A 23,661-nucleotide genomic window follows, 5' to 3' on the forward strand; every position below is an offset into this window, starting at 1 on the left:
TTCATGAGTAACCCCCGTGTTGGATTTATCAGTTTAGGTTGCCCGAAAGCCTTGGTCGATAGCGAGCAGATTCTGACCCGGCTGCGCAGCGAAGGCTATCAAGTCTCGCCGAACTACAAGGATTCGGATTTGGTGATTGTGAATACCTGCGGCTTTATCGATGCGGCGGTTGAAGAGTCGCTGGATAGCATCGGCGAGGCCTTGGCGGAAAATGGTAAGGTGATCGTCACCGGTTGTCTCGGTGCGCGCCAGGATGAGATTTTGGCGCGGCATCCGCAGGTTTTAAAAATCACCGGCGCCCACGCGACTGACGAGGTGGTGTCTGCGGTGCATGAATACTTGCCGCCGGCGCATAATCCGTTTACCGACATAGTGCCGCCGCAAGGTATCAAACTAACGCCCAAGCATTATGCTTATCTGAAAATTTCGGAAGGCTGCAATCACAGATGCACGTTTTGCATTATCCCGTCGATGCGCGGGGATTTGGTGAGCCGGCCTATCGACGACGTGATGCAGGAAGCCGAGCGGCTGGCCGATGCCGGTGTTAAGGAATTGCTGATCGTCTCGCAAGATACCAGTGCTTACGGTTTGGATTTGAAGTATGAGAGCCGGCGCTGGCGGGGTCGGGAAATGCAAACCCGGTTTTACGATTTGGCCGAAGCATTGGGTGAGCTGGGTATCTGGGCGCGGATGCATTATGTCTATCCCTATCCGCATGTCGATGACGTGGTGCCGTTAATGGCGGAAGGCAAAATTCTGCCGTATCTGGATATTCCGTTTCAGCACGCCAACAGTCGAATCTTAAAATTGATGAAACGTCCAGCTGCTGCGGAAAATAATCTGGAGCGCATCCGCGCCTGGCGGAAGATTTGCCCGGACTTGACGATACGCAGTACTTTTATCGTCGGTTTTCCCGGTGAAACCGAACAAGACTTTGCAGAGTTGTTGCAATTCTTAAGCGAAGCGCAATTGGATAGGGTAGGTTGTTTTGCTTATTCGCCGGTGAAGGGTGCGGTAGCCAACGATTTGCCGGATGCTGTACCGGAAGAGGTCAAGCAAGAGCGCTTGGCGCGCTTCATGGAGCATCAGTCGGCAATCAGTGCCGAGCGCTTGCAACGTCGGGTCGGCAGAGTCGAGACAGTATTGGTCGATGAAGTGGTCGAAGAGGGCGCAGTCGCGCGCAGCCGCAGCGACGCACCCGAGATCGACGGTCAGGTCTTTATCGACGGCGCAAGCCATTTACAAGTCGGCGATTTCGTCGATGTGGAAATCGAGGAAGCCGACGAGTACGACTTGTGGGCTAAACTGATCTAACGAAAAAGCCGCTGGTTAGGCGGCTTTTTCAGTTCAATTTACAGCGGTGTTACGTTTTCCGCTTGTGGACCTTTTTGACCATTGGTCACTTCCATCGTGACTTTTTGGCCTTCTTTCAAGGTTTTGCGGCCGTTGCCGTTGATGGCGCTGAAATGTACGAATACATCTTTGCCGCCTTCTTGCTCAATGAAGCCGAAGCCTTTTTCATCATTGAACCATTTTACTTTGCCTTCTACTTGAACTGACATAAATCTCTCTTGCTAATAAAGTGCTATTCGCTGGTTTGTAACTAGGGTTGGTGAATAAAGCAGGTAGTGGAAAACAATGTTTGTTGATCCGATTGCAGACTTGAAAAGCGACAACGATACCGAGCTAAATCGACTCCATTATACATCGCAATCGGCGGGTATCCACAAAAACTAGCTAGATTTTGCGTGTTAAATGATTGTGACAATAGGTTCTCAGCCGCCTTTGTTGGGTGCGTATGTCAGGCTAACGCAGGTTGCGGGTGGCTATTGGCTGGCTAAGATATTGAAATGAAGTGATTTTTTATCAGGCTTTTGGGGGTGGCCGTTTTGCTTAAGTCCGACTTTGGGCGATTGCAAATGCGAAATTGATCGTCGCAAAAAAGCAAAAAAATAGTGGAATTTGCAATTGACCTATTGGGCAGGCCATGAAAAAGACTGCCCAATAAAGCTTATCGTTTCAAAAATAGCTGCCGTTAATCAGAAAATGGGTAGCAATGCTGCCGAAAAAACCGATCAAAATAACCGGCATCCATTTCAAGTGCGCGCTAAAGGAGTAAACGCCTTTCATTTGGCCCATCAAGCCTACGCCTGCCGCCGAGCCGATTGCCAGTAAACTGCCGCCGACGCCAGCGGTTAATGTCACTAACAGCCATTGGCCTTGCGAGATGTCGGGATGCATGGTGAGTACCGCGAACATGATGGTGCCGTTATCAATAAACGCCGACAGGATGCCGACCACAATGTTGGCGATGGTCGGGTCCATGCCGACGTACAACACATCCGAGGCCATGGTCAAATAACCGATGAAACTCAGGCCGCCGACGCTGATCATCACGCCGTAAAAAAACAGCAGGGTGTCCCATTCCAGCGTGGCAACGCTTTTAAATACGTCGAATTTTTGGCTTGGCCTCGCGTCGGGAACCGCAACGTTAAATAACTTATACACGTGGGCGAAATCGCTAATTTTGCCGTTGTCTTTATCGGCGGTTTTTTGCAAATAAAAACCTAAGAATTTTAGATAAGTCAGGCCCGCCAGCATGCCGGCCGCAGGCGGTAGTTTCAACATGTTTTCGAAGCAGACCGCGGTAATAATCGTCAGTAAAAACAGCACGATCATCGTTATTGCGCCGCGTTTCATTTTTGGGGCTTTACCCACTGCCGCCGGTTGTTGCTTGGGTATCCAGAAATGCATAATTATCGCCGGCAGTGCGAAATTGACCACGGCGGGAATGAACAGTGAGTAGAAATCTTTAAATGGTACTACCCCGCTTTGCCATACCAGCAGCGTGGTGATATCGCCGAAGGGGCTGAACGAACCGCCGGCATTCGTGGCTACCACTACGTTGATGCAAGCCAACGTAACGAATTTGCGATTGTCCTTGCCCATTGCCGCGATCACTGCGCCCATCAGTAGTGCAGTGGTCAGGTTGTTGCAAACCGAGGACATAAAAAACGACATGATGCCGGTAATCCAGAATAGCTTACGGTAGCTGAAGCCTTTACTGAGCAACCAAACTCGCAGATTATCGAAAACGCCGCGATCTTCCATCGCATTGAGATAAGCCATCGACACCATGATGAACAAAAACAATTCCGCGTAGCCTTCCAGACAAGCACGGAATGCGTGGCCGGCCTGTTCGCTCATGCCATTATTCACGTAAATGCCGGCGATAAAGGCCCAGATCAAGCTCGCGGCTAACACCATGGGTTTGGATTTGTTTAATTCGGTGACCTCTTCGGTCATTGCCAGTAGATAGGCAACGGCAAATATACCGATAGCCAAATAACCCACCCAATGCTTAGTCAGATTAAGCGCTTGTGCTGCTTGTTCTGCGTCTGCCCATGCTAGTAGTGGTGAGCAGGCGAGTAAAATGAGTAGAAGGATGCGCGAAAACACGGGTGAACTCCTTTCAATAACTGGGTGCTGGACAGTCACGGTAGGGGGTGAGTTCCTCGACCGTGATTGCTTTTTGCCCTGCCCGCATAGCTACGGGCCTGGCCTTCACGATGCTACAAAGTTTGTAACATTACAGCGAGTCTAGTTTAGTATTTCTAAACACGGGCATTCGGCTTCGAATGCCCGTATTTTATAGTCTACCGGGGTTAGGCTGAAAGTCAGCCTATCTTGTTACGATTGGGCTTCCAGCAAATACGTCAGCCAGAGCGAGGACAATTTTTCCTGTACCGTGTTTTGCCGCAGACGGGCAGCCAGATTCGGGAAATCGACATAGTCCAGCGCCTGATCCTGGTTGTAACAAGAGTACATAAAGCTCTCTTCGCCGCTTTCCGGATCCACGTGTTTGCATAAGCATTGGGCGCAGACGCCTTTCATCATGCATTGCATAGGCGAGTTGATTGAGCCGACCGCCTCGTGGCCTTCCTTCAAGTACGGTTTTAATGCGGCAAAGCGTGCCGCTTTTACCGCTGCCATCATCCGATCCGAGCCGATGACGATCAGGTGATCGACGTCTTGCAGACGTATGCTGGTTTCCCCCAATTTTCCGGTGGCATAGGACGCCATCGCTTCGACGATATTACCGACGAAGGTTTTATCCTGAGGTCGGGTGACGGGTATCGCGTCGTTGCCTGGCCGGTCATCGACAGCCCAAACGATCACGTCGGACGCCTCTTCGATTTCCGGGACTTTGAACAAGTCTTCGCTGTTACGGTAGCCGGCGAAATACAACACCTTGTTACCGGCATTGCGCATAGCTTTACCGATTGAGAACAATACCGCGTTACCCAAACCTCCGCCCAGCAGCAAAACGGTTTTGCCGGTTGGAATTTCGGTCGGGGCGCCTGTTACGCCCATCAACACCAGCGGATCGCCGACTTTCCAGGTTGCGCATAAGCGGCTGGAGCTGCCCATTTCCAGGGCAATCAAGGAAACCAAGCCTTTTTCTTTGTCTACCCAGGCACCGGTCAGTGCCAAGCCTTCGGCGGCCAGCGTCGTGCCTTCGACTACAGGGGCCAGTGATTCGTAGTTTTGTACCCGATAGAACTGGCCAGGCTCGAAATGTTTCGCAGCTGCGGGCGCTTTGATGACCACTTCGATGATGGTTGGTGTCAGGCGATTCACTTCGACGACATGCGCCAGGAAAGTCGCATCAAGTCTGTCCTGTAAGTCGCGTAACCGGGCATCGCGTTGCGGTTGCTGTGATGCATCCAATCCAGCAATCTCGTTGGCAAACAGTTTAACGATATACGGATAACCGTCTTTCGCGCTGGCCATGGCTTTTACCACGTTGCCGGCATAAACCGGATGGTTGTCGCCATAAAAAGTGATGTACCGGCCGTTGCTGTGATAGGAAGTAAACGGTGCCGGTTTGCCCACTTTGACTTGCGCTTCGTCGGCCATCGGCGCCAGTTGCGCCTTGCCGTCCAACCAGTCGGGTTCGTGGCGCTTGTAAAATTTGCCTTCCATCGCGAAAGTGCGGGGATGCTCGGACTGGTAGATCGTGTTGGGAGCTGTGCCGGCGGCGATGAACAGGCCGCGTAGCTTCACTTCCACTTCATCCGTTTTGCGCCATTTACCGTCTTGTTCGGTTAGCCTCTCAAAACGTACGGCTTGCAAATGGCCGTATTGGTCTTCGATAGCTTCCAATGGGCTCATGCCTTCGGCCAGGTAAATACCTTCCGAGAGCGCTTCGTGGATTTCTTCGTGGTTTTGCCGATATGCCGGCGAATCCTTGATGCCTTTGCGGTAGAACAGTGTCACGCCGCCCCATTGTTTCAGGAAAGGCAGGAAATTAGGCATTTCACCAGCGGTCGCGGCACGTTCGCGTTCTTGTTCGATCACCCGGCCATGCGCTAAAAACTCTTCCAGAATCTCCAATTCTTCGCCATCGTAACGGCTGCGTACCGTCGCTTCGCCGTATTTGGCCACCAGTTTTTCGTAGCGATGCAAAATCTTGCTGACTTGGCCGGGGTAGTAGGCGAGTAATTCGGTGGTGGTATCGATGGCGGTCAAGCCGCCGCCGATGACGCCGGCCGGCAGACGCACCTGCAAATTAGCCAGCGAGGATTCTTTGGCCGCGCCGGTCAATTGCAGGCCCATCAAAAAGTCTGAGGCCTTGCGGATGCCGCGGGTCATGTTGTTTTTCAGATCGATCACCGTCGGCTTGCCGGCGCCGCTGGCGATGGCAATATGATCGAAACCCATCTCCCAGGCTTCATCGATAGTGATGGTGCCCCCAAAGCGCACGCCGCCGTAGCACTTAAAGGCGTTGCGACGTAGCAGGGTCAGATAAATGACTTTCAAAAAGTTTTTATCCCAACGCACGGTAATGCCGTATTCGGCCACGCCGCCAAAGCCCAGCAATACACGCTTATCCAGATCTTCGTAAAGGTCTTGAAAGTCCATGATCGGCATTGGCACATTGTCGCGGTCGCCGGTCAAATGCAGGGGTAGCGGCTCGATTTTCAAGGCATCGATACCGACCACGCCAAAGCCTTCGTTCAACAAATAGTGTGCCAAGGTATAGCCGGCAGGGCCCATGCCCGCTACCAGTACATTCTTGCCGTTGTAAGGCAGGGCAGTGGAACGCTTGATATTCAGCGGGTTCCAACGGGTCAACAGACTGTATATTTCAAAACCCCACGGCATGAACAGCACGTCGGTCAGCACATTGGTTTCGATTTGCGGAATATTCACCGACTCGGTTTTTTGGTAAATACAACCGCGCATGCAATCGTTGCATATCCGGTGGCCGGTGCCGGGGCACATCGGATTGTCGATGATGATCATCGCCAGCGCGCCGATATTGTCACCCTGGCGTTTGACTACATGCATCTCGGAGATTTTTTCTTCCAGCGGGCAGCCGGTCATCAGTGCGCTCAAATGATTCGTTTTGAACGTGCCGTCTTTTTTGTTCTTGATGCCTTTGGAGCAGGAATCGTTGTCGCGGTCGTGGCAGTAAATGCAATGATCTACTTCATATAGCACCTGGCGCTGTTTGAAGCGTTTGTCGGTCAAGGCAAAGCCGTCCCGGCGACGGTGATGGTGATCGTCGCAAGCCCAAACATCAAAACCGTTTGGCGACACGGTTTCGTGGTCAACCAGATTGTCCAGATTGGTTTTTTCCGGGATTTTGAAGCTCACCCATTTGGCTACATAGGCTTGCAATTCTGGGTCGTGTTGGGCGGCAAAACTCCAGCGGCGGACGATGTCCAGCAAGCCGGCTACCAAGGCGGCAGTGCTGTCGTAACCGGTCAATTGGTCTTTGAACGGGGCAACGTCGGCATCGGCAATCTCTGCCTGTTGCGACAAGCGCCATAAATCGGCACCGAGTTGGCTGATCGCCAATTCCGGGTCGGCCCGGAATAAATCCTGTTTGTCGGCGGCGGTCAACAAGCCATCCAGTTGGGCCCGCAATGCGGCAATATCCCATCCTTCGATAGTTTGGCCTTTGAACAGTTTGTTCAAGGTGCCGACGATTTCGGTCCGATAAACAAACACGGCGTCGAATTCGCCACGAATATTGCCGATTTGTTGCTCGCGCACATCGTTGACATTGAACAAACGCGCGACAAAGGTGCCGACCAGCGGCGCCATCTTCACCAATAACTCGGAAATGTCCTCCGGCTTCATGCCCTCGCCGCCGCAGGCGCGGTAAGCGGTAATTTCCGCAAACAAGGCTGCATCGTGTTGCTGTACCGACTGATCGAATACTGTCAACAAATCAGACAGACGTTTGGCATCGTATAAATCTTTATATTCGAAGCCGGGGATGCCGAGGGTGAGTTGGGTAAGGTCGCGAGTATTAAGCTTTTGTGTCATCAAGTTATTCCGTGAGCGTTCGCTTGAAGTGATAAATGAAAATTCGGGTTAAGGCATGTCGTCGACGACGCTGTCTTTGGCGGGCGGCATCAGGTCGTCGCGGCTCAAGCCCAGGCTCAGAGCGAGTGAGCTGGCAATGTAAATCGATGAGTAGGTGCCTTTAACGACGCCGATCAGCATCGCAATGGCAAAGCCGTGGATGGTTTTGCCGCCGAGGAATGCCAGAGCCAACAGCGTTAAAAATACGGTCAACGAGGTCAGGATAGTTCGGCTCAGAGTGTCGTTCAGCGCGGTGTTAACGATTGCGTTAATGGATTCCTTGATTCGGCTAGAGCGGACGGTTTCGCGAATCCTGTCGTAGACGACGATGGTGTCGTTGATGGAATAACCGATCAAGGCCAAAATCGCCGATAACACGGTCATGTCGAATTCCCAGCCAAATACCGAGAAAAAACCCATCGTAATGATACTGTCGTGGAATAAAGCCGCGATCGCGCTCAAGGATAATTTCCACTCGAAGCGAATGCTGACATAGACCATGATGCCGACAAAAGCGAAGAATAGCGCCAGACCGCCATCGTTGACCAAATCATCCCCCACTTGCGGGCCGACGAATTCTACGCGACGCAGTTCGCCAGGTTGGCTTTGGCTGCTATTGGCGACGCTTAGCACTTTTTCGCTAAGTTCTTTTTGACTAACGTTTTCTACCGGTTTCAGGCGGATTAACACATCGGCCGCGCTGCCGAAATGTTGCAGATTGGCATCGGCGAAGCCTTGTTGTTCCAGTGTGCTGCGCATCTTGTCCAGATCCGCCGCTTGGTTGTAATGCAATTCGTAGACGCTGCCGCCGGTAAAGTCTATGCCCAGATCCAGACCCTTGACGAAAAACGAAACAATGGAAATCAATAGCAGAGTGCCGGAAAAGTAAAAGGCCAGTTTTCTTTTACTAAGAAAATCAATGTGTGAAGCGGAAGTCATGCCAATGTTCCTGATAAATAATTATGGTTGTGGTCCGACCGGATTTAATGGTTCGGCAATAAAACTAAGTTTGTCTGCTTAAAGGGATGAGAATTGTACTATTTTCTCCAGAAAGCAGGCGTAAAAAGCATTATCAGAGTAAAGACTTCGAAGCGCCCCAACAGCATTGCAATCGAACAAATCCAGGTCTGGAAATCGCTTAAACCCTGGTAATTGCTGGCAGGCCCTACCTGTCCAAGGCCTGGGCCGGCGTTGTTGATGCATGCCAGTACCGCGCTGAGTGCTGAAATCGGCTCCAAGCCGGAAAATAGTAGCGAAAAAGTTAGAACTACAATCGAAATGAAGTAAAGAAAAATAAAGGCTAAAACCGAGAAAATAATCTTATTGGCGACGGGAGTGCCGCCGATGCGTATGGGATTGATAGCGCGCGGATGCAGAATGCTGAACATTTCCCGTCCGGCCTGTTTCCATAACAATATGGTGCGGAACATTTTGATGCCGCCGCCGGTGGAACCGGTATTGGCAACGATACAGCTCAAATAAAGCATCCACCAAGGCACAAACGGCGGCCATTTATCGTAATCGACGCTAACGAAGCCGCTGGAAGTGCCAACCGAAACCAGGTTGAAAGTGACATGGCGCAGAGCGGTGAGAAAATCGGGATAAACATGGTGATACCAGATGAGCCCGGTGCATAACAAAATACTGCCGGCAATTACGCCCAGCATGGGAATGGCCTCCGGATCTTCTAAGTAGGGTTTAGCGCTGCGCTGATGCAAGGCTTGAAAATGCACGGCAAAATTCATCGCCGAAATAAGCATGAACACGGTTAGAACGAGTTCGATGGCCGGAGAATCGAAATAGCCGACACTGGCGTCATGGGTCGATAAGCCTCCCAGGCCCATCGTCGCGAAGCCGTGGCAAATGGCGTCGAACCAACTCATGCCTGCCAATTTCAGGGATACGATGCAGGCAACGGTAATGCCGGCATAGACTATCCAAAGCAGTCTGGCGGTTTCGGTGATTCGTGGCGTCAGTTTGCTGTCTTTGATCGGGCCGGAGATTTCGGCTTTGTAAAGCTGCATGCCCCCGATTCCCAGTAGTGGCAAGATAGCTACCGCCAAAACGATAATGCCTAGGCCGCCGATCCAGTTCAATTCGTGGCGCCAGAGGTTTAGCGACGGTGCCAAATTATCCAGGCCGACGAAAACGGTAGCTCCCGTGGTGGTTAACCCCGATGTGGTTTCAAAAAACGCATCGGTAAACGATAGCCCCGGCATCCCCCAAAGCAACGGAAATGTTGCTGTTGCAGACATCAATATCCAGAAAGAGGCTACCAACAAATAGCCGTCGCGTGTTTTTACTTCGCCGCGAAAGCGCATGGTTATGCCGGATAGTAGGCTGCCGACCCCGATATTCAGCGACATGCCGTTCAAGAAATGATCGACCATGCCATCCTCGAAGTACAGCGAAGTGGCTATCGGTAGCGTGTAAGTGATGCCGAAGACCATCAAGATCAGGCCGAGTACAAACCCTAAAGTGCAAAAACGTTGCATAGTGCCCTGATTAAAACCGAAAAGGTTTTGCCGTGTTGTTATGGATCGCCGGTCGAGCGCACCAAACAGCCGAGCGCCCCGCAGCCGGCAATTGTAACAAACAATCGCCGAAATGGGCCTGTCACATAAGCTTAAACAAAGCTTCATATTGTTGTCACAAAGCATCTCTAAGCTGGCCTCGTTATCAGGGATAAACGTGAAACGGAAAATCGACGATTTTCAACTGCTGCACGAAGCTCGCGGTCGACGCGTGCGGCAAACAACGAGGGCCAGACCATGAAGCTGATTTACTCGATCCATAAGTACGACGTGACGATGTTTACTTGGCTAAACAGTGTTGCCATTCATGCCTATTTAGTGCGCTTTTGCCGCATGATTTCCCGCACCGCCGACGGTTTTCTGTACGTCATTCTCGCGGCTTGGCTTTACTGGGATCAAGGCATCAACGATGCGTTGTTGCGGGCCATGATACTGGCGTTTTTGATCGAAAGGCCGGTCTATACGCTGCTGAAAAAAGGCTTTAAGCGCAACCGCCCGCAGCAAGCGTTACCGGATTTCAAAAGCGTGATTACGCCATCGGATCAGTTCAGTTTCCCCTCCGGACATACCTCTGCCGCTTTCATGGTGGCAACCTTGGTAGGGTATTTTGCGCCGTCGTTGCTGCCGGTTCTTTATGTTTGGGCCGCGCTGGTCGGTTTTTCCAGAGTGGTTTTGGGCGTGCATTTCCCCACCGATACGCTGATGGGCGTGGTCTTGGGGGTTAGTACGGCAATTTTTAGTCTCGATTACATTTTATGATGAAAATTTTTTACGGTGTGCAAGGCACGGGCAATGGACATATCACCCGCGCCAGAGTGATGGCGAAAGAACTATACGCGGCGGGTTTTGATGTCACCTTCCAATTTACCGGCCGGCCGGCGGAGAAATACTTCGACATGGAAGTGTTTAACGGTTATCAAGTCAAAACCGGCTTGACCTTTAACACCCACAACGGCCAGGTCAGTTATGTGAAAACCGCGTTGGAAGCCAGCCCGATTCGTTTTGTCAAAGACATCAACAGTCTGGATTTAAGCGCTTACGATCTGGTGATCAGCGATTTCGAGCCGGTTACCGCTTGGGCCGCGAAACGGCAAAAGAAAAAAGTGCTGGGGATCGGCCATCAATATGCGTTTAGACACAAAATTCCCCGTGCCGGCGGCGATCCGATTGCCGAGCAGGTGATGAAGTATTTCGCGCCGGCCGACATCGGCATCGGCTTGCACTGGCATCATTTCGGTCAGCCGATCTTGCCGCCGATTATCGAAACGCCGGAGTTTCCGCAAAATACCCAAGCCAATAAGATAGTGGTATATTTGCCCTTCGAAGACCCGCAAGCGGTGGTTAAGCTGTTGTGTCCGTTCGAAAATTTCGAGTTTCACGTCTATGCGCCGGAACCGGCGGTATCGAAATATCCGCACATCGTTTGCAAACAACTATCCAGAGAAGGCTTTCAGCGCGACTTGTACGATTGCGCCGGCATTATCAGCAATGCCGGGTTCGAATTGGCCAGCGAGTCCTTGCAATTGGGCAAGAAGATTCTCGTCAAGCCCTTACACGCGCAAATGGAGCAGATTTCCAATGCCGAGGCTTTAAAGCAACTGGGCTACGGTCACACGATGTTCGATCTGGACGACGCAGTGATCGAGGACTGGCTGCACAATCCACATGCTGTGCATGTTACCTACCCCAATATCGCTAAAGTTATTGTGCAGTGGCTTCAGGATGGCATGCCGGCGATGGATGCGGAGTTCACCGAGCGGGTTTGGGAGTCGGTTCAAGTGTTGCCGATCAAATACTAAGCGGGCTCTAATCCTTATCCTCGTCGGGTATCAGACCTTTCAATTGTTGCGATAACAGCGTTTGCGCGCCGGTGGTGACGATTTCTTCGCCGGGCCGCAAGCCGTCGGCTACGAAATAACCTTGGCCGCTATTGCTGTATTGCTTTAGCGCGCGCCGGCTGAAATGTTCTGCATCGGTTTTGATAAATACAAACGCTTGGCCCAGATGCCAGATCAGGGCTGATTCCGGGATATTAACCCCTTCGCTGATTTGGCCGCCTTCCGGAATCCAGGCAGTGATATGGGTGCCGAATGGTAGGCGGCAGTCCGCACATTTGAAAAAATAACGCGGACCTTGCGATACCGGATCGACCTGAGGCGCCGCGGAAATCAGCGCGGCGGGCAAGGCTGCTTGACGCTGGCCGCGTTCCTGAATATGGATAAGCTTGACGCCCGGATCGAGCCGGCTATTGGCGGGCAGGGTGATTTGCAGCAATTGTGCTTGATGTTCCAACAGTTGCGTGGCGTTTTTATCTTGGGCTTTGGTAAACCAGCTACTCAAGGTGTCGCCCCAGACCAGCCGGCTGTTGGCGGCGATCAGTTGTTGCTGGTAGCTGTTGGCGGCCAGATTGGCTTTGTCAGTCTGCCAGATCGCTTGCTGTTCCTGCAGGCGGCGGGTGGAAACGATGTCTTGTTGATGCAGGTCTCGGGTGCGATTCAGGTTTTGCGCCGCTTCGCTGTAACGGGCTTGGGCGCTGTCTTGCTGGGCGCTGGCGGCCAGGAATTGCTGGCGGATGCTCAGCAGCGGTTCCGGGTTGACCACCGTGCCGTAAGCGGCAAATTCGGGCGTTTGTTTAACCGCTACGAGTGTTTGGGTTTGAATGCCGGCCAGCTTTTGCGCGGCGCTGTCTAGCTGTAACACCTCGGGGGCGGCATTGCTGCCGGCCGGTTTCGGTTGGGCGGTGCGTGCGGGGGCGTCGTCATCGTCCGCCCTGGCGGAGGTCGGAGTCAGGCTAACAAAGCTAAGCCAGCCTGCTAGGAAAAGTGCTATTCGCATGAATTTTGTTAAATGTAGTTTGACGTCTTAATGGCCGAACTTGTTGTAAGTGCTCCCCATAGAGTTGGGATTATAAAGTTTGGGCTGACGTCTGTAATTTTTTGTTGTGTTAAAAAAATAGCCGGTTATCCTTTTGGATTACTGTCACGGCTTGAGGGAAATGCAAATGAGTGAAACACCTGAAAATTTGAAATATGCGCAAACCCATGAATGGGCCAAGCTGGAAGACGGCAATGTCGTGCGCGTCGGTATTACCGACTTCGCCCAGTCCGAGTTGGGCGACATCGTTTTTATCGGCTTGCCGGATGTCGGCAGAGTCGTGAAGGCGGGCGAACAGCTGGCGGTAGTGGAATCGGTAAAAACCGCATCCGATTTGTTCAGCCCGGTCAGCGGCAGTGTGGTCGAGGTCAACGAAGCGGTGTCGGACGAGCCTGAGTTGGTGAATGACGGCGCGTATCAGACCTGGCTGTTTTGCATCAAAGCCGATAATCCGGCGGAACTGGAACAATTAATGGATGCCGATGCCTATCGGACCCTGATCGAGGAGTAGGAATAATCAATGGCAAATCAAAATGCAAAGGGATTTAAGCGGCTGATTAATGCCTGCTTTTTTTCGGTCGCCGGCTTTAAGGCCACCTGGCAGCATGAAGAGGCGTTTCGTCAGGAAGTGGCCTTGTTCGTGGTAACGACGCCGTTGGCGATTTGGCTGGGGCAAACCGCCATCGAAAAAGTCTTGTTGATCGGCAGCGTGGTACTGGTGTTGCTGGTGGAGCTGTTGAATTCCGCGGTGGAAGCCGTAGTGGATAGAGTCGGTTTCGAACATCACGAATTATCCGGACGCGCCAAGGACATAGGCTCGGCGGCGGTTATGTTGTCCTTGATTTGGGCCGGCGTGACTTGGGCGTTGATTTTGTTATAAGCGGTAAAGACGACGAAGCGCGGCTGATTTTGTCGCTTTCGTCTTGTGCCTATTTCAAACATCCGTTACCTTAGGGCGGCTGAAATCGTCAAACAAGGATAATAATGAGTGCATTGATCTGTGGCTCCATGGCCTACGACACCATCATGGTGTTTCACGACAAATTTAAACATCACATCCTGCCAGAGAAAGTACACATGCTTAACGTGTCTTTCCTGGTGCCGGCCTTGCGCCGCGAATACGGCGGCTGTGCCGGCAACATTGCTTATAACCTGAAATTGTTGCAGGAAGAGCCGTCTATCATGGCGACCGTCGGCCACGATTTCGAACCCTACGCGCAATGGCTGAGCCAATGCGGCATTTCCAGCCGGTATATCAAGGTGCTGGATGACCATTACACCGGCCAGGCCTACATCACTACCGACGTAGACGACAATCAAATCACCGCTTTCCATCCCGGGGCGATGAGCTTTTCGCATTTAAACACCGTGCCGGCCGACTCTGGCATTACCATCGGCATCGTCTCGCCGGACGGTAAACAAGGCATGCAGGAGCACGCCCAGCAGTTTGTTGAGCAAGGCATTCCGTTTATTTTCGATCCCGGTCAAGGCATGCCCATGTTCGATGGCGACGAGTTGCTGGCGTTTCTGGAGCTGGCCAATTACGCCACCTTTAACGACTACGAGTCGGAATTGATGCAACAACGAACCGGCTTGACGCTGGAGCAAATCGCCGAAAAAGTCGATGCCCTGATCATCACCTTGGGCGGCAACGGTTCCAAAGTGTATACCCGCGGCGAATGCATCGATATTCCGCCAGCCAAGCCCAAACAACTGCTGGACCCCACCGGCTGCGGCGACGCTTATCGTGCCGGTCTGCTGTACGGTTTGATCAACGATTACGATTGGGATGTGACCGGTCGGATTGCTTCCCTGTTAGGCGCGATCAAAATCGAGCACAACGGCACCCAGAACCACACCTTTACGATGGCGGAATTCAAAAAACGCTATCAGGATACGTTTGGTTCGACATTTTGAGTTTGACTAAAACCCAGGAACTGCTGGCTTTGATGGCCCGCTTGCGCGACCCGGAACAGGGGTGTGCCTGGGACGTCAAGCAAGATTTCCATAGCCTGATTCCCTACACCATCGAAGAAGCCTACGAGGTGGCCGACGCCATCGAACGCAATGACTTCGATGATTTGCGCGGCGAATTGGGCGATCTGTTGTTACAGGTAGTGTTTCACTCGCGGATTGCCGAAGAACGCGGCTTGTTCGACTTTGAACAGGTGGCGGCGGCAATCAGCGAGAAACTGGTGAGCCGGCATCCGCATGTGTTTGCCGATGTTAAATTCGACAACGACGAACAGCGCCAACAAGCCTGGGACGCAGCCAAAGCGCAGGAACGCCGCCTTAAACAGCCCGCACAAACGACCGAAAGTGTGTTAGCCGGCGTCGCGCAAAGTCTGCCGGCCCTGGTGCAGTGCGAAAAAATCCAAAATCGCGCCGCCAGCCACGGTTTCGATTGGCCGGCAGCGGAACCGGTATTCGACAAGGTGCGCGAAGAATTGCAAGAAGTCCACGAAGCCTGGCAGTCAGGCGATCAACCGCATATTCAGGAAGAAATCGGCGATTTGCTGCTGGTGGTGGTCAATCTGGCCCGGCATCTGAAAGTCAATCCGGAAATTGCCTTGCGCGAAGCCACTAAAAAATTCACCCGTCGGTTTAATTACATCGAGAAGCAGGTGGAAGCCTCCGGCCGTGAGTTGCGCGATTGCGAATTGGCGGAGCTGGACGGCTTATGGAACGAAGCCAAGCGTCACTTAAAGCAATTGCAGAACAATGGCTAATTTGCGCAAGGGTGGCTTCAAACCCTCAAGTTACAAAGCGTGCTATTTGAGTGTGCTTTTCAGCGTCTGGGTATATAGCGGCCGCGCAACGGCCGAATTATTGGGGACAATCTCCGATGACACCGCGCCGGTTGTTAAACCGCTCGAACCCAAAACCGGCAAAAACGACGACCGGAAAATCATCTATCGCGTAATTTGCTCGCCTGAAGATCAAGACTTACCGGATTGTGACCGGTCCGCCGTTGATGACGGCAACGAAACCGCCGTATTGCCGATGCCGGATTTGCCGCCGGATAGCGCGGATCTGGCAGAGCAGTCTGCGCAAACTGACGCTGAGAAAGTGACCGCGGAGGAAAAGCCGGAGAAATCGGCGCATAAAAAAGCAGCCAAGCCCAGTAAGTCTGCAAAAAAAACCGCCGCAAAAAAGACGACGGCCAAAAAACCGGATAGCAAGAAAAAGCCGCGCAAATAGAGTTTAGAGGTCCTCTTTAAGCAGACACAGGCGGCCAAATGGACAAAGCCCCTGGTCTGACTTGGGCGTAAGCGGAACTGCCGGCCCGGTTTATGGTCGAGTAGATCTAAACTTTTCAAGAGGCGTCCCCATGAAACTCCCCGGCATCCCCGCAATTCCCGCTTCCGAAATCACGCCACGCGAGCTGTTTTACCAGCGCCGGCATTTTATGCAGTTGGCACTCGGCGGCTCTGCCGCGTTGTTGGCGGGAGCTGCGGTTGGCGGGGAAAAACTGGCAAGTAGTCTCTCCGAGGCTTACGGCCTGACCGATAAATTGACGCCGCTGGAAGACATCAGCCAATACAATAATTTCTACGAGTTCGATACCAGCAAGGAAGGTCCCGCCAAAATGGCTGGCCGCCTAAAAACTCGGCCATGGACGGTCAGTGTGGAAGGCGAAGTCCGTAAGCCTAAACAATTTGCCATCGAGGATTTACTGAAACTGGCGCCGATGCAGGAGCGCATCTACCGCTTGCGGTGCGTGGAGGCTTGGTCGATGGTGATTCCCTGGCTAGGTTATCCCTTGGCGGAGTTGCTGAAACAAGTCGAGCCGACTAGTGAGGCTCGTTATGTGGAGTTCGTCAGCCTGCACGACCCCGAACAACTGCCCGGGCAGCGGCGCGCTGTCCTGGAATGGCCGTATCGCGAAGGCCTGCGTATCGACGAAGCCATGCATCCCTTGGCTTTACTGACGTTTGGCTTATACGGCGAAGTGTTACCCAATCAAAACGGGGCACCGGTGCGCATCGTCGTGCCGTGGAAATACGGCTTCAAAAGCGCCAAGTCCATCGTTAAGATTCGCTTGGTCAAGCAGCAACCGACGACCAGTTGGATGCAGGCCGGCCCCAGCGAATACGGATTTTATGCCAACGTTAATCCGGAAGTCGATCACCCGCGCTGGAGTCAAGCCAAAGAACGCCGCCTCGGCGATTTTCTAAAGCGGCCAACCCTGTCGTTCAACGGTTACGCCGAACAAGTCGCCGGCTTGTATGCCGGCATGGATTTGACTAAAAACTTTTGACTGTGAATTGGAAAACGCTTGACGATACTCACCTGCGGCGTCTAAAACAGTTAGTGTTTTTGGCGGCTTTGTTGCCCCTGGCGCTATTGTTGACGGCCGCTTGGCAAGACGAATTGGGTGCCAACCCCATCGAAAAAATCACCCATAACACCGGTTACTGGACATTGACGTTTTTGCTGATAAGCCTCGGCGTCACGCCGCTGCGGCAACTGAGCGGCGCAAGCTGGCTTATCCGGCTTAGACGTATGCTGGGATTGTTTGCCTTTTTCTACGCCTGTCTGCACTTTCTGACTTATCTGGTTTTGGACCAGTTTTTCGATTGGTCGGCAATAGCCAAAGACATCCTGAAACGTCCCTACATTACTATCGGTTTTACGGCGTTCTTGTTCCTGATTCCTTTGGCCGTAACCTCCACGAATGCTATGCAGCGCCGGCTCGGCGGCAAAAATTGGAAACGCTTGCACCGTATGGTTTACCCGATTGCCGCTGCAGGGGTGGTGCATTTTGCCTGGCTAGTCAAAAAAGATCTGAGCCGGCCGCTGCTGTTCGGCGGGATACTGGCTTTGTTACTGGCCTTGCGCTGGTTTTATAAAATTAAATCTGCCCGTTTACGTCGTTCGTATTCGTCGATATAGGCTAGGCTTACACGTTTTACGATGTGCAAAGGGATGCTCAGTTGCAAATCATCAGACCGAATGTAATCGATTTCGAAGCTTCCGGGTTTGGCTTCGATAGTTATCCCATCGAAGTAGGCGTGGTATTGGGAAACGGGCAAAAATATTGCGCGTTGATCAAGCCTGCGAGTGACTGGACTTATTGGGACGCGCAAGCCGAACGAGTGCATGGACTGAGTCGAGAGACTTTAATCAGTTATGGAAAGCCCATCGCTCTGGTAGCCAGCGAATTGAATGATTTTTTAGCCGGTAAAACGGTGTATAGCGACGGCTGGGTGGTCGATAAGCCTTGGTTATCTCGCTTGTTTTTTCGCTGCGGCGTACAGCCGGGCTTTTATCTCAGCGCGTTGGAAATGATATTGAAAGAAGCGCAAATGGACATCTGGACCCAAACCAAACGGCAAGTGATTCAGGATATGGCCTTGTTGCGGCATCGGGCCAGTACCGATGCCTTAATCATTCAGGAAACCTATGCCCGTACCCGACAATTGATTAACAGTGGCTTCACGCCGGCTTGAGGTTGAATTGATTGCCGAAATTCGCCTCTTGCAGCGCAACTAATTTGCCTAAAGTTGATAACTGGCCGTGGCCTTGATAGCCTATGCCGCCGGCCGAAGCTTAGCGGCGTATTTGGCGAAAAACAATTTGAGCCAGGGTTGGCGCCAACCCGATAATTATAATAAACGAGAAAATCGAGAGCTCGCATCATGAAACTGGAAACCCAATTTAGCAATCAGCAACTCAAACGCATCAACGTTCAGGGCATTTTGTATATGTGTTCCTGCCCGTCGCAGGTTGGCGGACAAATCGATAGCTTGCGCAAGCTGTTCGACTATCAGGCCAATTGCTCCGAGCGCAGCGGTAGCGAGGTGCAAACCAGAGTACATCAGCGCATCGCCGATGCTACCCAGAAAGCCCATTTGATCATGGAAGAATGCCTGAAAGATGTGCTGGAGCTGGAAGGCTGGGATCCGGAAACGCTGGAAATGCCGGCCGGCCTGCGGACTTTGCTGGAACAAGAGATAGACAGCGAGTGAGTAAACGCGGGCATTCCTTGGTCGAGAACATGCGCTGGATTAACGTGAATATCCAGCGTTGATTAGCTTAGCCCATTTGATTTTTCCGCACTGCACGCGTGCCGGGCTGCATTCGTCATTGCCCGTATTTCTTTTCCAATTCCCGCGATAGGGCTTCGGCTTCCTCATCGGACATATTTTCCAATTCATGCAGGCTTTTGCCGGTCACTTGTTTTACCGCCGCTGCGCCTTGGCCTTGACTAAGCGCACTGCGAGCCTCCTGAGCCAAGCGATTGGCGTCTTCCGTGGTTTGTTTGATCTTGGCGTCGTACAGACGATTCACTTCTGCATCCGATTTGCCCTTGGCCGCCGCGCCCAGGTTTTTACGCTTACTGCCCATCATCTCCCGGTTTGCCTTGGCATTGGCTTCGTTAATCAATTTTTGCGCCTCACGTGCCCTGGCTTGTTCGGCGCGCTGGGTAGCTTCGCGCTGTGCTTGTTCTTGAGCTTCCAGTTCCGGGTCCCAATCCGCCAGGGCATTGGTATTAAAAATCGTCAGTAACATCAGCACGATAACGCGGTTCATAAGAGCTCTCCCGGCGATGCGGTGGAACGGACTTTAGTGCCGTCTCCGCTTAATTATTTTGAGTTAATCCAGTCTTCAAATACTTCGAGGACGGTTATTCACTTTAGTCGCCTCCGCTTGGGGCTGTCAACCAAGTGCTGGACAGGTTTTCGAAGCCCCATTCTAAAAGCTATGCATATGTCGTATTTCTGGCAATCATTGTGTGGTTTTGTTGGGTTTGTTAGTTAGCAGACAGAGGCTAAGCCGCGTTAAACGCTAATAGTCCCACTAATGCAAAGGTTTTAGCGTTGCCCTATGGCCGGCATAGATGTTGCTCTGGCAAGGCGGGGCAACGCTGGTTCTTAGTGTTGTCACCTAAATAATAACAAGCAAAGGTTTTCAACCTTCCGGCGAATTCCGGTCGGCATAGCTGCGGGGGCGGCTTTGAAAACCTGCTATTAAAGCTACTGGATAACAACCATCAGCGCCTAACCTCGCGCGGTGTCGTCAAGCCAGTCACTTTGATTAGCCATAACGACGACTGGAGTATCCATGATCGAAACCTTTTACGATGTGATGCGCAGGCAAGGCATCACCCGCCGCAGTTTTCTGAAATTTTGCAGTTTAACCGCCGCCTCGCTGGGCCTATCGCCGGCATTCGCGCCGAAAATTGCCCACGCGATGGAAACCAAGCCGCGTATCCCGGTATTGTGGCTGCACGGCTTGGAATGCACCTGTTGCTCGGAGTCGTTTATTCGCTCCGGCCATCCGCTAGCCAAAGACGTGATTTTGTCGATGTTGTCGCTGGATTACGACGACACCATCATGGCCGCCGCCGGCCATAATGCCGAAGCTATCGTCACCGAGATCGTCGAAAAATACAAAGGCAATTACATTCTGGCCGTAGAAGGCAATCCGCCGTTGGCCGAAGACGGCATGTATTGCATCATCGGCGGCAAGCCGTTTGTTGAGCAACTGAAATATGCCGCAGAGAGTTGCAAAGCTATCATTTCCTGGGGTTCTTGCGCTTCTTGGGGTTGCGTACAAGCCGCCAAGCCTAATCCCACTCGGGCGACGCCGGTACATAAAGTCCCCGGTTTAGCCGACAAGCCGATTATTAAGGTGCCTGGTTGCCCACCGATTGCGGAAGTGATGACCGCCGTGGTGGCTTATCTATTGACCTTCGACAAACTGCCGACCCTGGATAAACAAGGCCGGCCGCAAATGTTCTACAGCCAGCGCATCCACGACAAATGCTATAGACGGCCGCATTTCGATGCCGGCCAGTTTGTCGAACAATGGGACGACGAAGCCGCCCGTCAAGGCCACTGCCTGTACAAAATGGGCTGCAAAGGGCCAACCACGTATAACGCCTGCTCCACGGTGAAATGGAACGAAGGCACCTCGTTTCCGATTCAATCCGGCCACGGCTGTATCGGCTGTTCCGAAGACGGTTTCTGGGATAAAGGCAGTTTTTACGACCGCCTCACCGGTATCAATCAATTTGGTATCGAAGCCAACGCCGATGTGGTCGGCGGCACCGCCGCAGCGATTGTAGGTGCCGGCGTCGCCGCGCATGCGGGTTTGACGGCCTTGAGTCGCGCCAAACAATCCGGGGATAAACAACCAGGAGCAGAACAATAATGACAGTCCGAAACACCCCCAATGGTTTTAATTTAAACGACGCCGGTCGCCGCGTCGTGGTCGATCCGGTTACCCGCATCGAAGGCCACATGCGCTGCGAAGTCAACATCGACGACGACAACATCATCCGTAACGCTATCTCCAGCGGCACCATGTGGCGCGGACTGGAAGTGATTTTGAAGGGCCGCGACCCGCGCGACGCCTGGGCTTTCGTGCAACGCATTTGCGGGGTATGCACCGGTACTCACGCACTGACCTCGGTGCGGGCGGTCGAGGACGCCTTGAAAATCAAGATCCCGGAAAATGCCAATTCGATCCGCAATATCATGCAGCTCAGTCTGCAAGCGCACGATCACTTGGTGCATTTCTATCATTTGCATGCCTTGGACTGGGTGAATCCGGTCAACGCCTTGAAGGCCGATCCAGTAGCGACCTCGGCCTTGCAGCAACAGATTTCGCCCAGCAATCCCAAATCTTCGCCGGGCTATTTTCGCGACACCCAAAATCGCCTGAAAAAATTCGTCGAATCTGGCCAGCTCGGCCCGTTCAAGAACGGCTATTGGACCAATCCGGCCTATTTATTGCCGCCCGAAGCTGATTTGCTGGCAGTGACCCATTATCTGGAAGCGCTGGACTTTCAAAAAGACATCATGAAAATCCGCACGATCTTCGGCGGCAAAGATCCGCATCCGAACTGGCTGGTCGGCGGCGTGCCTTGTGCGATCAATCTGGACGGCGTCGGCGCGGTCGGTGCGGTGAACATGGAGCGCTTGAACCTGATTTCGTCGATTATTGACCGCACCATTACCTTTATCGATCAGGTTTATATTCCGGATTTACTGGCTATCGCCCAGTTCTACAAAGGCTGGATGTACGGCGGTGGTTTGGCCGGTGCCAGCATGCTCTCTTATGGAGACATCCCGGATAAAGCCAACGATTATTCCGCTGCTAACTTGCTGATGCCGCGCGGCGCGATCATCAACGGCGATCTGACCAAAGTCCACGAAGTGGATTTGACCGACCCCGAGCAGATCAAGGAATACGTGCCGCACTCTTGGTACAAATATCCGGACGAAGCGCTAGGTTTGCATCCTTATGACGGTATTACCGAGCCGAACTATAAAATCGGCTCCAAAACCAAGGGCGACCGCACCAACATTCAGGAACTGGACGAAAGCGCCAAATACTCCTGGATCAAAGCGCCGCGCTGGCGCGGACACGCCATGGAAGTCGGCCCGCTGGCCCGTTACGTGATCGGCTATGCGCAAGGCAACAAGGAAATTACCGAGCAAATCAATTTTGTTTTGAAAACCCTGGATGTGCCGGTCAGCGCCTTGTTCTCGACTTTGGGCAGAACCGCCGCACGTGGCTTGGAAGCGCAATGGGCCGCCGGCAAGATGCGTTATTTCATGGACAAATTGATCACCAATCTAAAAGCCGGCGATTTAGCCACGGCCAATGTCGAGCGCTGGGACCCGGAAACCTGGCCGAGTAGCGTCAAAGGCGTGGGCTTTACCGAAGCGCCGCGTGGTGCTTTGGGCCATTGGCTGAAAATCGAAGATACTAAAATCGCCAACTATCAATGCGTGGTGCCTACTACCTGGAATGGTTCGCCCCGCGACGAGCAAGGCAATATCGGCGCGTTCGAGGCCTCGTTGATGAACACCAAAGTCGAGGTGCCGGACGAACCGGTGGAAATTTTGCGCACGCTGCATAGTTTCGATCCGTGTCTGGCCTGCTCGACGCATGTGATTAGTCCCGACGGCACCGAATTAACCCGCGTCCAAGTCAGATAAGGAATAGCCATGAAAAATTTATTTTCGATTCTGTTTCTGCTGGCGCTGGCCGGCAATGCCCAAGCCCACAGTCATCCCGGTATAGATAGTCTGACCCATGCTATGGAACATCTGTTTTTTATCCAAGGCTTGTCTATGCCTTATGCCCTGGGCGGCACGTTAATATTACTGGTGCTGGCTGTCATCGCAGTCTGCTGGGCTAGTCGGTGGCGGAGACCTTTATGAGCGCGCCCTTGGTTCCGGTTTATGTTTACGAACTGCCGGTCAGACTCTGGCACGTTGTTAACGCGCTGGCGATCACGGTGTTGGCGGTCAGCGGTTATCTGATCGCATCGCCGTTGCCGTCTCCGGTTGGCGAAGCTAGCGAGCATTTTCTGATGGGCTATATCCGTTTCGCGCATTTTGCCGCGGGATATGTACTGGTGATCGGCTTTCTGGGCCGCATTTACTGGGCGTTTGCCGGCAACGAACATGCTCGGCAAATCTTTCTGCCACCGCTCTGGCAAGCGCATTTCTGGGACGGTGTCCTGCAAGAAGTCTTGTGGTATGCCTTTCTGACCAAGTCGCCGCGCCACTACATCGGGCATAACCCGCTTGCGATCTTGGCGATGCATTTCGTGTTGGTGTGGGGCTCTCTGTTCATGATCTTCACTGGCTTTGCCTTGTACGGCGAAGGTGAGGGCCAAGGCAGTTGGCAATACACGCTGTTCAGCAGTTGGTTGTTGCCGCTGTTTGGCGACAGCCAAACCGTGCACACCTGGCATCATCTGGTGATGTGGTTCATCGTCTGCTTCGTGTTGATTCATGTTTATGTCGCGGTCCGCGAGGATAAATTGTCCGGGCAGAGCATGCTTTCGACGATTGTGAGCGGCTGGCGCACTTTTAAAGACGACAAACCGGTGGACGATGCCCATTAA

At 52.7% G+C, this 23,661-nt stretch carries 23 protein-coding genes; 16 read left to right on the forward strand and 7 right to left on the reverse strand.

Annotated elements, in window-relative coordinates; genetic code table 11:
* Positions 1-3: 3 nt before the first annotated feature.
* Positions 4-1,314, forward strand: a complete 1,311-nt coding sequence (rimO, locus tag ACR64Q_RS01400; protein WP_313733350.1) for a 30S ribosomal protein S12 methylthiotransferase RimO — start codon at positions 4-6, stop codon at positions 1,312-1,314.
* Between the two features lie 38 nt (positions 1,315-1,352).
* Here rimO and ACR64Q_RS01405 read toward each other — a convergent pair whose 3' ends face one another.
* The 5 genes from ACR64Q_RS01405 to ACR64Q_RS01425 all read right to left on the reverse strand — a co-directional run bounded on the left by ACR64Q_RS01405 (position 1,353) and on the right by ACR64Q_RS01425 (position 9,875).
* Positions 1,353-1,562 (reverse strand): cold-shock protein, encoded by a 210-nt coding sequence (locus ACR64Q_RS01405; protein WP_020483452.1) that lies wholly within the window; start codon positions 1,560-1,562, stop codon positions 1,353-1,355.
* Between the two features lie 457 nt (positions 1,563-2,019).
* Positions 2,020-3,306 carry a sodium:proton antiporter NhaD gene (nhaD, locus tag ACR64Q_RS01410; protein WP_409521205.1) on the reverse strand — a complete coding sequence of 429 codons (1,287 nt, stop codon included), beginning with the start codon at positions 3,304-3,306 and terminating at the stop codon, positions 2,020-2,022.
* 384 nt (positions 3,307-3,690) lie between these two features.
* Positions 3,691-7,341, reverse strand: a complete 3,651-nt coding sequence (locus tag ACR64Q_RS01415) for a pyridine nucleotide-disulfide oxidoreductase (RefSeq protein WP_313733351.1) — start codon at positions 7,339-7,341, stop codon at positions 3,691-3,693.
* A gap of 48 nt (positions 7,342-7,389) precedes the next feature.
* The gene (gene secF / locus ACR64Q_RS01420; protein WP_313733352.1) at positions 7,390-8,319 is read right to left on the reverse strand and encodes a protein translocase subunit SecF; all 930 of its coding nucleotides are present in this window, start codon (positions 8,317-8,319) and stop codon (positions 7,390-7,392) included.
* 98 nt (positions 8,320-8,417) lie between these two features.
* Positions 8,418-9,875, reverse strand: a complete 1,458-nt coding sequence (locus tag ACR64Q_RS01425) for a TrkH family potassium uptake protein (RefSeq protein ID WP_020483447.1) — start codon at positions 9,873-9,875, stop codon at positions 8,418-8,420.
* A gap of 276 nt (positions 9,876-10,151) precedes the next feature.
* Between ACR64Q_RS01425 and ACR64Q_RS01430 the strand changes: the two genes are divergently transcribed.
* The gene (locus ACR64Q_RS01430; protein ID WP_020483446.1) at positions 10,152-10,673 is read left to right on the forward strand and encodes a phosphatase PAP2 family protein; all 522 of its coding nucleotides are present in this window, start codon (positions 10,152-10,154) and stop codon (positions 10,671-10,673) included.
* Complete coding sequence (locus ACR64Q_RS01435; protein WP_026603245.1) at positions 10,673-11,713, forward strand: MJ1255/VC2487 family glycosyltransferase; 1,041 nt, start codon at positions 10,673-10,675, stop codon at positions 11,711-11,713. The genes ACR64Q_RS01430 and ACR64Q_RS01435 overlap by 1 nt, the downstream gene beginning before the upstream one ends.
* Positions 11,714-11,720: 7 nt before the next feature.
* On the opposite strand, the gene ACR64Q_RS01440 is transcribed toward ACR64Q_RS01435, so the two are convergent.
* Entirely contained in the window at positions 11,721-12,749 is a 1,029-nt protein-coding gene (locus ACR64Q_RS01440) for an efflux RND transporter periplasmic adaptor subunit (protein WP_313733353.1), read from the reverse strand.
* A gap of 166 nt (positions 12,750-12,915) precedes the next feature.
* Between ACR64Q_RS01440 and gcvH the strand changes: the two genes are divergently transcribed.
* The 9 genes from gcvH to ACR64Q_RS01485 all read left to right on the forward strand — a co-directional run bounded on the left by gcvH (position 12,916) and on the right by ACR64Q_RS01485 (position 18,760).
* Complete coding sequence (gcvH, locus tag ACR64Q_RS01445) at positions 12,916-13,299, forward strand: glycine cleavage system protein GcvH (RefSeq protein WP_313733354.1); 384 nt, start codon at positions 12,916-12,918, stop codon at positions 13,297-13,299.
* Between the two features lie 9 nt (positions 13,300-13,308).
* Entirely contained in the window at positions 13,309-13,668 is a 360-nt protein-coding gene (locus tag ACR64Q_RS01450) for a diacylglycerol kinase (protein ID WP_020483442.1), read from the forward strand.
* Between the two features lie 104 nt (positions 13,669-13,772).
* Positions 13,773-14,705 (forward strand): carbohydrate kinase family protein, encoded by a 933-nt coding sequence (locus ACR64Q_RS01455; RefSeq protein WP_020483441.1) that lies wholly within the window; start codon positions 13,773-13,775, stop codon positions 14,703-14,705.
* Positions 14,702-15,517: a nucleoside triphosphate pyrophosphohydrolase gene (gene mazG / locus ACR64Q_RS01460; protein ID WP_313733355.1), complete on the forward strand. Its 816-nt coding sequence runs from the start codon at positions 14,702-14,704 to the stop codon at positions 15,515-15,517. Before ACR64Q_RS01455 ends, mazG begins: the two co-directional genes overlap by 4 nt.
* A complete protein-coding gene (locus ACR64Q_RS01465; protein ID WP_313733356.1) occupies positions 15,510-15,989 on the forward strand; it encodes a hypothetical protein in 480 nt (159 codons plus the stop codon). Before mazG ends, ACR64Q_RS01465 begins: the two co-directional genes overlap by 8 nt.
* A gap of 130 nt (positions 15,990-16,119) precedes the next feature.
* Positions 16,120-17,049 (forward strand): protein-methionine-sulfoxide reductase catalytic subunit MsrP, encoded by a 930-nt coding sequence (gene msrP, locus ACR64Q_RS01470; RefSeq protein ID WP_313733357.1) that lies wholly within the window; start codon positions 16,120-16,122, stop codon positions 17,047-17,049.
* A gap of 2 nt (positions 17,050-17,051) precedes the next feature.
* Positions 17,052-17,684: a protein-methionine-sulfoxide reductase heme-binding subunit MsrQ gene (locus ACR64Q_RS01475; RefSeq protein WP_313733358.1), complete on the forward strand. Its 633-nt coding sequence runs from the start codon at positions 17,052-17,054 to the stop codon at positions 17,682-17,684.
* A gap of 41 nt (positions 17,685-17,725) precedes the next feature.
* Entirely contained in the window at positions 17,726-18,241 is a 516-nt protein-coding gene (locus ACR64Q_RS01480; protein WP_020483436.1) for a 3'-5' exonuclease family protein, read from the forward strand.
* 189 nt (positions 18,242-18,430) lie between these two features.
* Positions 18,431-18,760, forward strand: coding sequence for a hypothetical protein (locus ACR64Q_RS01485; protein WP_020483434.1), 330 nt, complete (start codon positions 18,431-18,433; stop codon positions 18,758-18,760).
* 115 nt (positions 18,761-18,875) lie between these two features.
* Here ACR64Q_RS01485 and ACR64Q_RS01490 read toward each other — a convergent pair whose 3' ends face one another.
* Complete coding sequence (locus ACR64Q_RS01490) at positions 18,876-19,325, reverse strand: hypothetical protein (RefSeq protein ID WP_313733359.1); 450 nt, start codon at positions 19,323-19,325, stop codon at positions 18,876-18,878.
* Positions 19,326-19,856: 531 nt separating this feature from the next.
* On the opposite strand from ACR64Q_RS01490, the gene ACR64Q_RS01495 reads away from it, so the two are divergent.
* From ACR64Q_RS01495 to cybH, 4 genes are read left to right on the forward strand one after another with little or no spacing between them, the layout of a single operon-like run.
* On the forward strand, positions 19,857-20,948 hold the full coding sequence (locus ACR64Q_RS01495; RefSeq protein WP_026603255.1) for a hydrogenase small subunit: 1,092 nt from the start codon (positions 19,857-19,859) through the stop codon (positions 20,946-20,948).
* Entirely contained in the window at positions 20,948-22,744 is a 1,797-nt protein-coding gene (locus ACR64Q_RS01500) for a nickel-dependent hydrogenase large subunit (protein WP_313733360.1), read from the forward strand. The genes ACR64Q_RS01495 and ACR64Q_RS01500 overlap by 1 nt, the downstream gene beginning before the upstream one ends.
* Positions 22,745-22,753: 9 nt before the next feature.
* Positions 22,754-22,969: a hypothetical protein gene (locus tag ACR64Q_RS01505; protein ID WP_313733361.1), complete on the forward strand. Its 216-nt coding sequence runs from the start codon at positions 22,754-22,756 to the stop codon at positions 22,967-22,969.
* Positions 22,966-23,661: a Ni/Fe-hydrogenase, b-type cytochrome subunit gene (gene cybH / locus ACR64Q_RS01510; RefSeq protein WP_313733362.1), complete on the forward strand. Its 696-nt coding sequence runs from the start codon at positions 22,966-22,968 to the stop codon at positions 23,659-23,661. Before ACR64Q_RS01505 ends, cybH begins: the two co-directional genes overlap by 4 nt.

This window comes from Methylomonas sp. 2F7, assembly GCF_057126975.1.

Bases quoted from the DNA above. Each gene is read 5' to 3' on its own strand.
- rimO (WP_313733350.1), top strand. From the start codon at position 4: ATGAGTAACCCCCGTGTTGGATTTATCAGTTTAGGTTGCCCGAAAGCC.
- ACR64Q_RS01405 (WP_020483452.1), bottom strand. From the start codon at position 1,562: ATGTCAGTTCAAGTAGAAGGCAAAGTAAAATGGTTCAATGATGAAAAA.
- nhaD (WP_409521205.1), bottom strand. From the start codon at position 3,306: ATGACCGAAGAGGTCACCGAATTAAACAAATCCAAACCCATGGTGTTA.
- ACR64Q_RS01415 (WP_313733351.1), bottom strand. From the start codon at position 7,341: ATGACACAAAAGCTTAATACTCGCGACCTTACCCAACTCACCCTCGGC.
- secF (WP_313733352.1), bottom strand. From the start codon at position 8,319: ATGACTTCCGCTTCACACATTGATTTTCTTAGTAAAAGAAAACTGGCC.
- ACR64Q_RS01425 (WP_020483447.1), bottom strand. From the start codon at position 9,875: ATGCAACGTTTTTGCACTTTAGGGTTTGTACTCGGCCTGATCTTGATG.
- ACR64Q_RS01430 (WP_020483446.1), top strand. From the start codon at position 10,152: ATGAAGCTGATTTACTCGATCCATAAGTACGACGTGACGATGTTTACT.
- ACR64Q_RS01435 (WP_026603245.1), top strand. From the start codon at position 10,673: ATGAAAATTTTTTACGGTGTGCAAGGCACGGGCAATGGACATATCACC.
- ACR64Q_RS01440 (WP_313733353.1), bottom strand. From the start codon at position 12,749: ATGCGAATAGCACTTTTCCTAGCAGGCTGGCTTAGCTTTGTTAGCCTG.
- gcvH (WP_313733354.1), top strand. From the start codon at position 12,916: ATGAGTGAAACACCTGAAAATTTGAAATATGCGCAAACCCATGAATGG.
- ACR64Q_RS01450 (WP_020483442.1), top strand. From the start codon at position 13,309: ATGGCAAATCAAAATGCAAAGGGATTTAAGCGGCTGATTAATGCCTGC.
- ACR64Q_RS01455 (WP_020483441.1), top strand. From the start codon at position 13,773: ATGAGTGCATTGATCTGTGGCTCCATGGCCTACGACACCATCATGGTG.
- ACR64Q_RS01465 (WP_313733356.1), top strand. From the start codon at position 15,510: ATGGCTAATTTGCGCAAGGGTGGCTTCAAACCCTCAAGTTACAAAGCG.
- msrP (WP_313733357.1), top strand. From the start codon at position 16,120: ATGAAACTCCCCGGCATCCCCGCAATTCCCGCTTCCGAAATCACGCCA.
- ACR64Q_RS01485 (WP_020483434.1), top strand. From the start codon at position 18,431: ATGAAACTGGAAACCCAATTTAGCAATCAGCAACTCAAACGCATCAAC.
- ACR64Q_RS01490 (WP_313733359.1), bottom strand. From the start codon at position 19,325: ATGAACCGCGTTATCGTGCTGATGTTACTGACGATTTTTAATACCAAT.
- ACR64Q_RS01495 (WP_026603255.1), top strand. From the start codon at position 19,857: ATGATCGAAACCTTTTACGATGTGATGCGCAGGCAAGGCATCACCCGC.
- ACR64Q_RS01500 (WP_313733360.1), top strand. From the start codon at position 20,948: ATGACAGTCCGAAACACCCCCAATGGTTTTAATTTAAACGACGCCGGT.
- ACR64Q_RS01505 (WP_313733361.1), top strand. From the start codon at position 22,754: ATGAAAAATTTATTTTCGATTCTGTTTCTGCTGGCGCTGGCCGGCAAT.
- cybH (WP_313733362.1), top strand. From the start codon at position 22,966: ATGAGCGCGCCCTTGGTTCCGGTTTATGTTTACGAACTGCCGGTCAGA.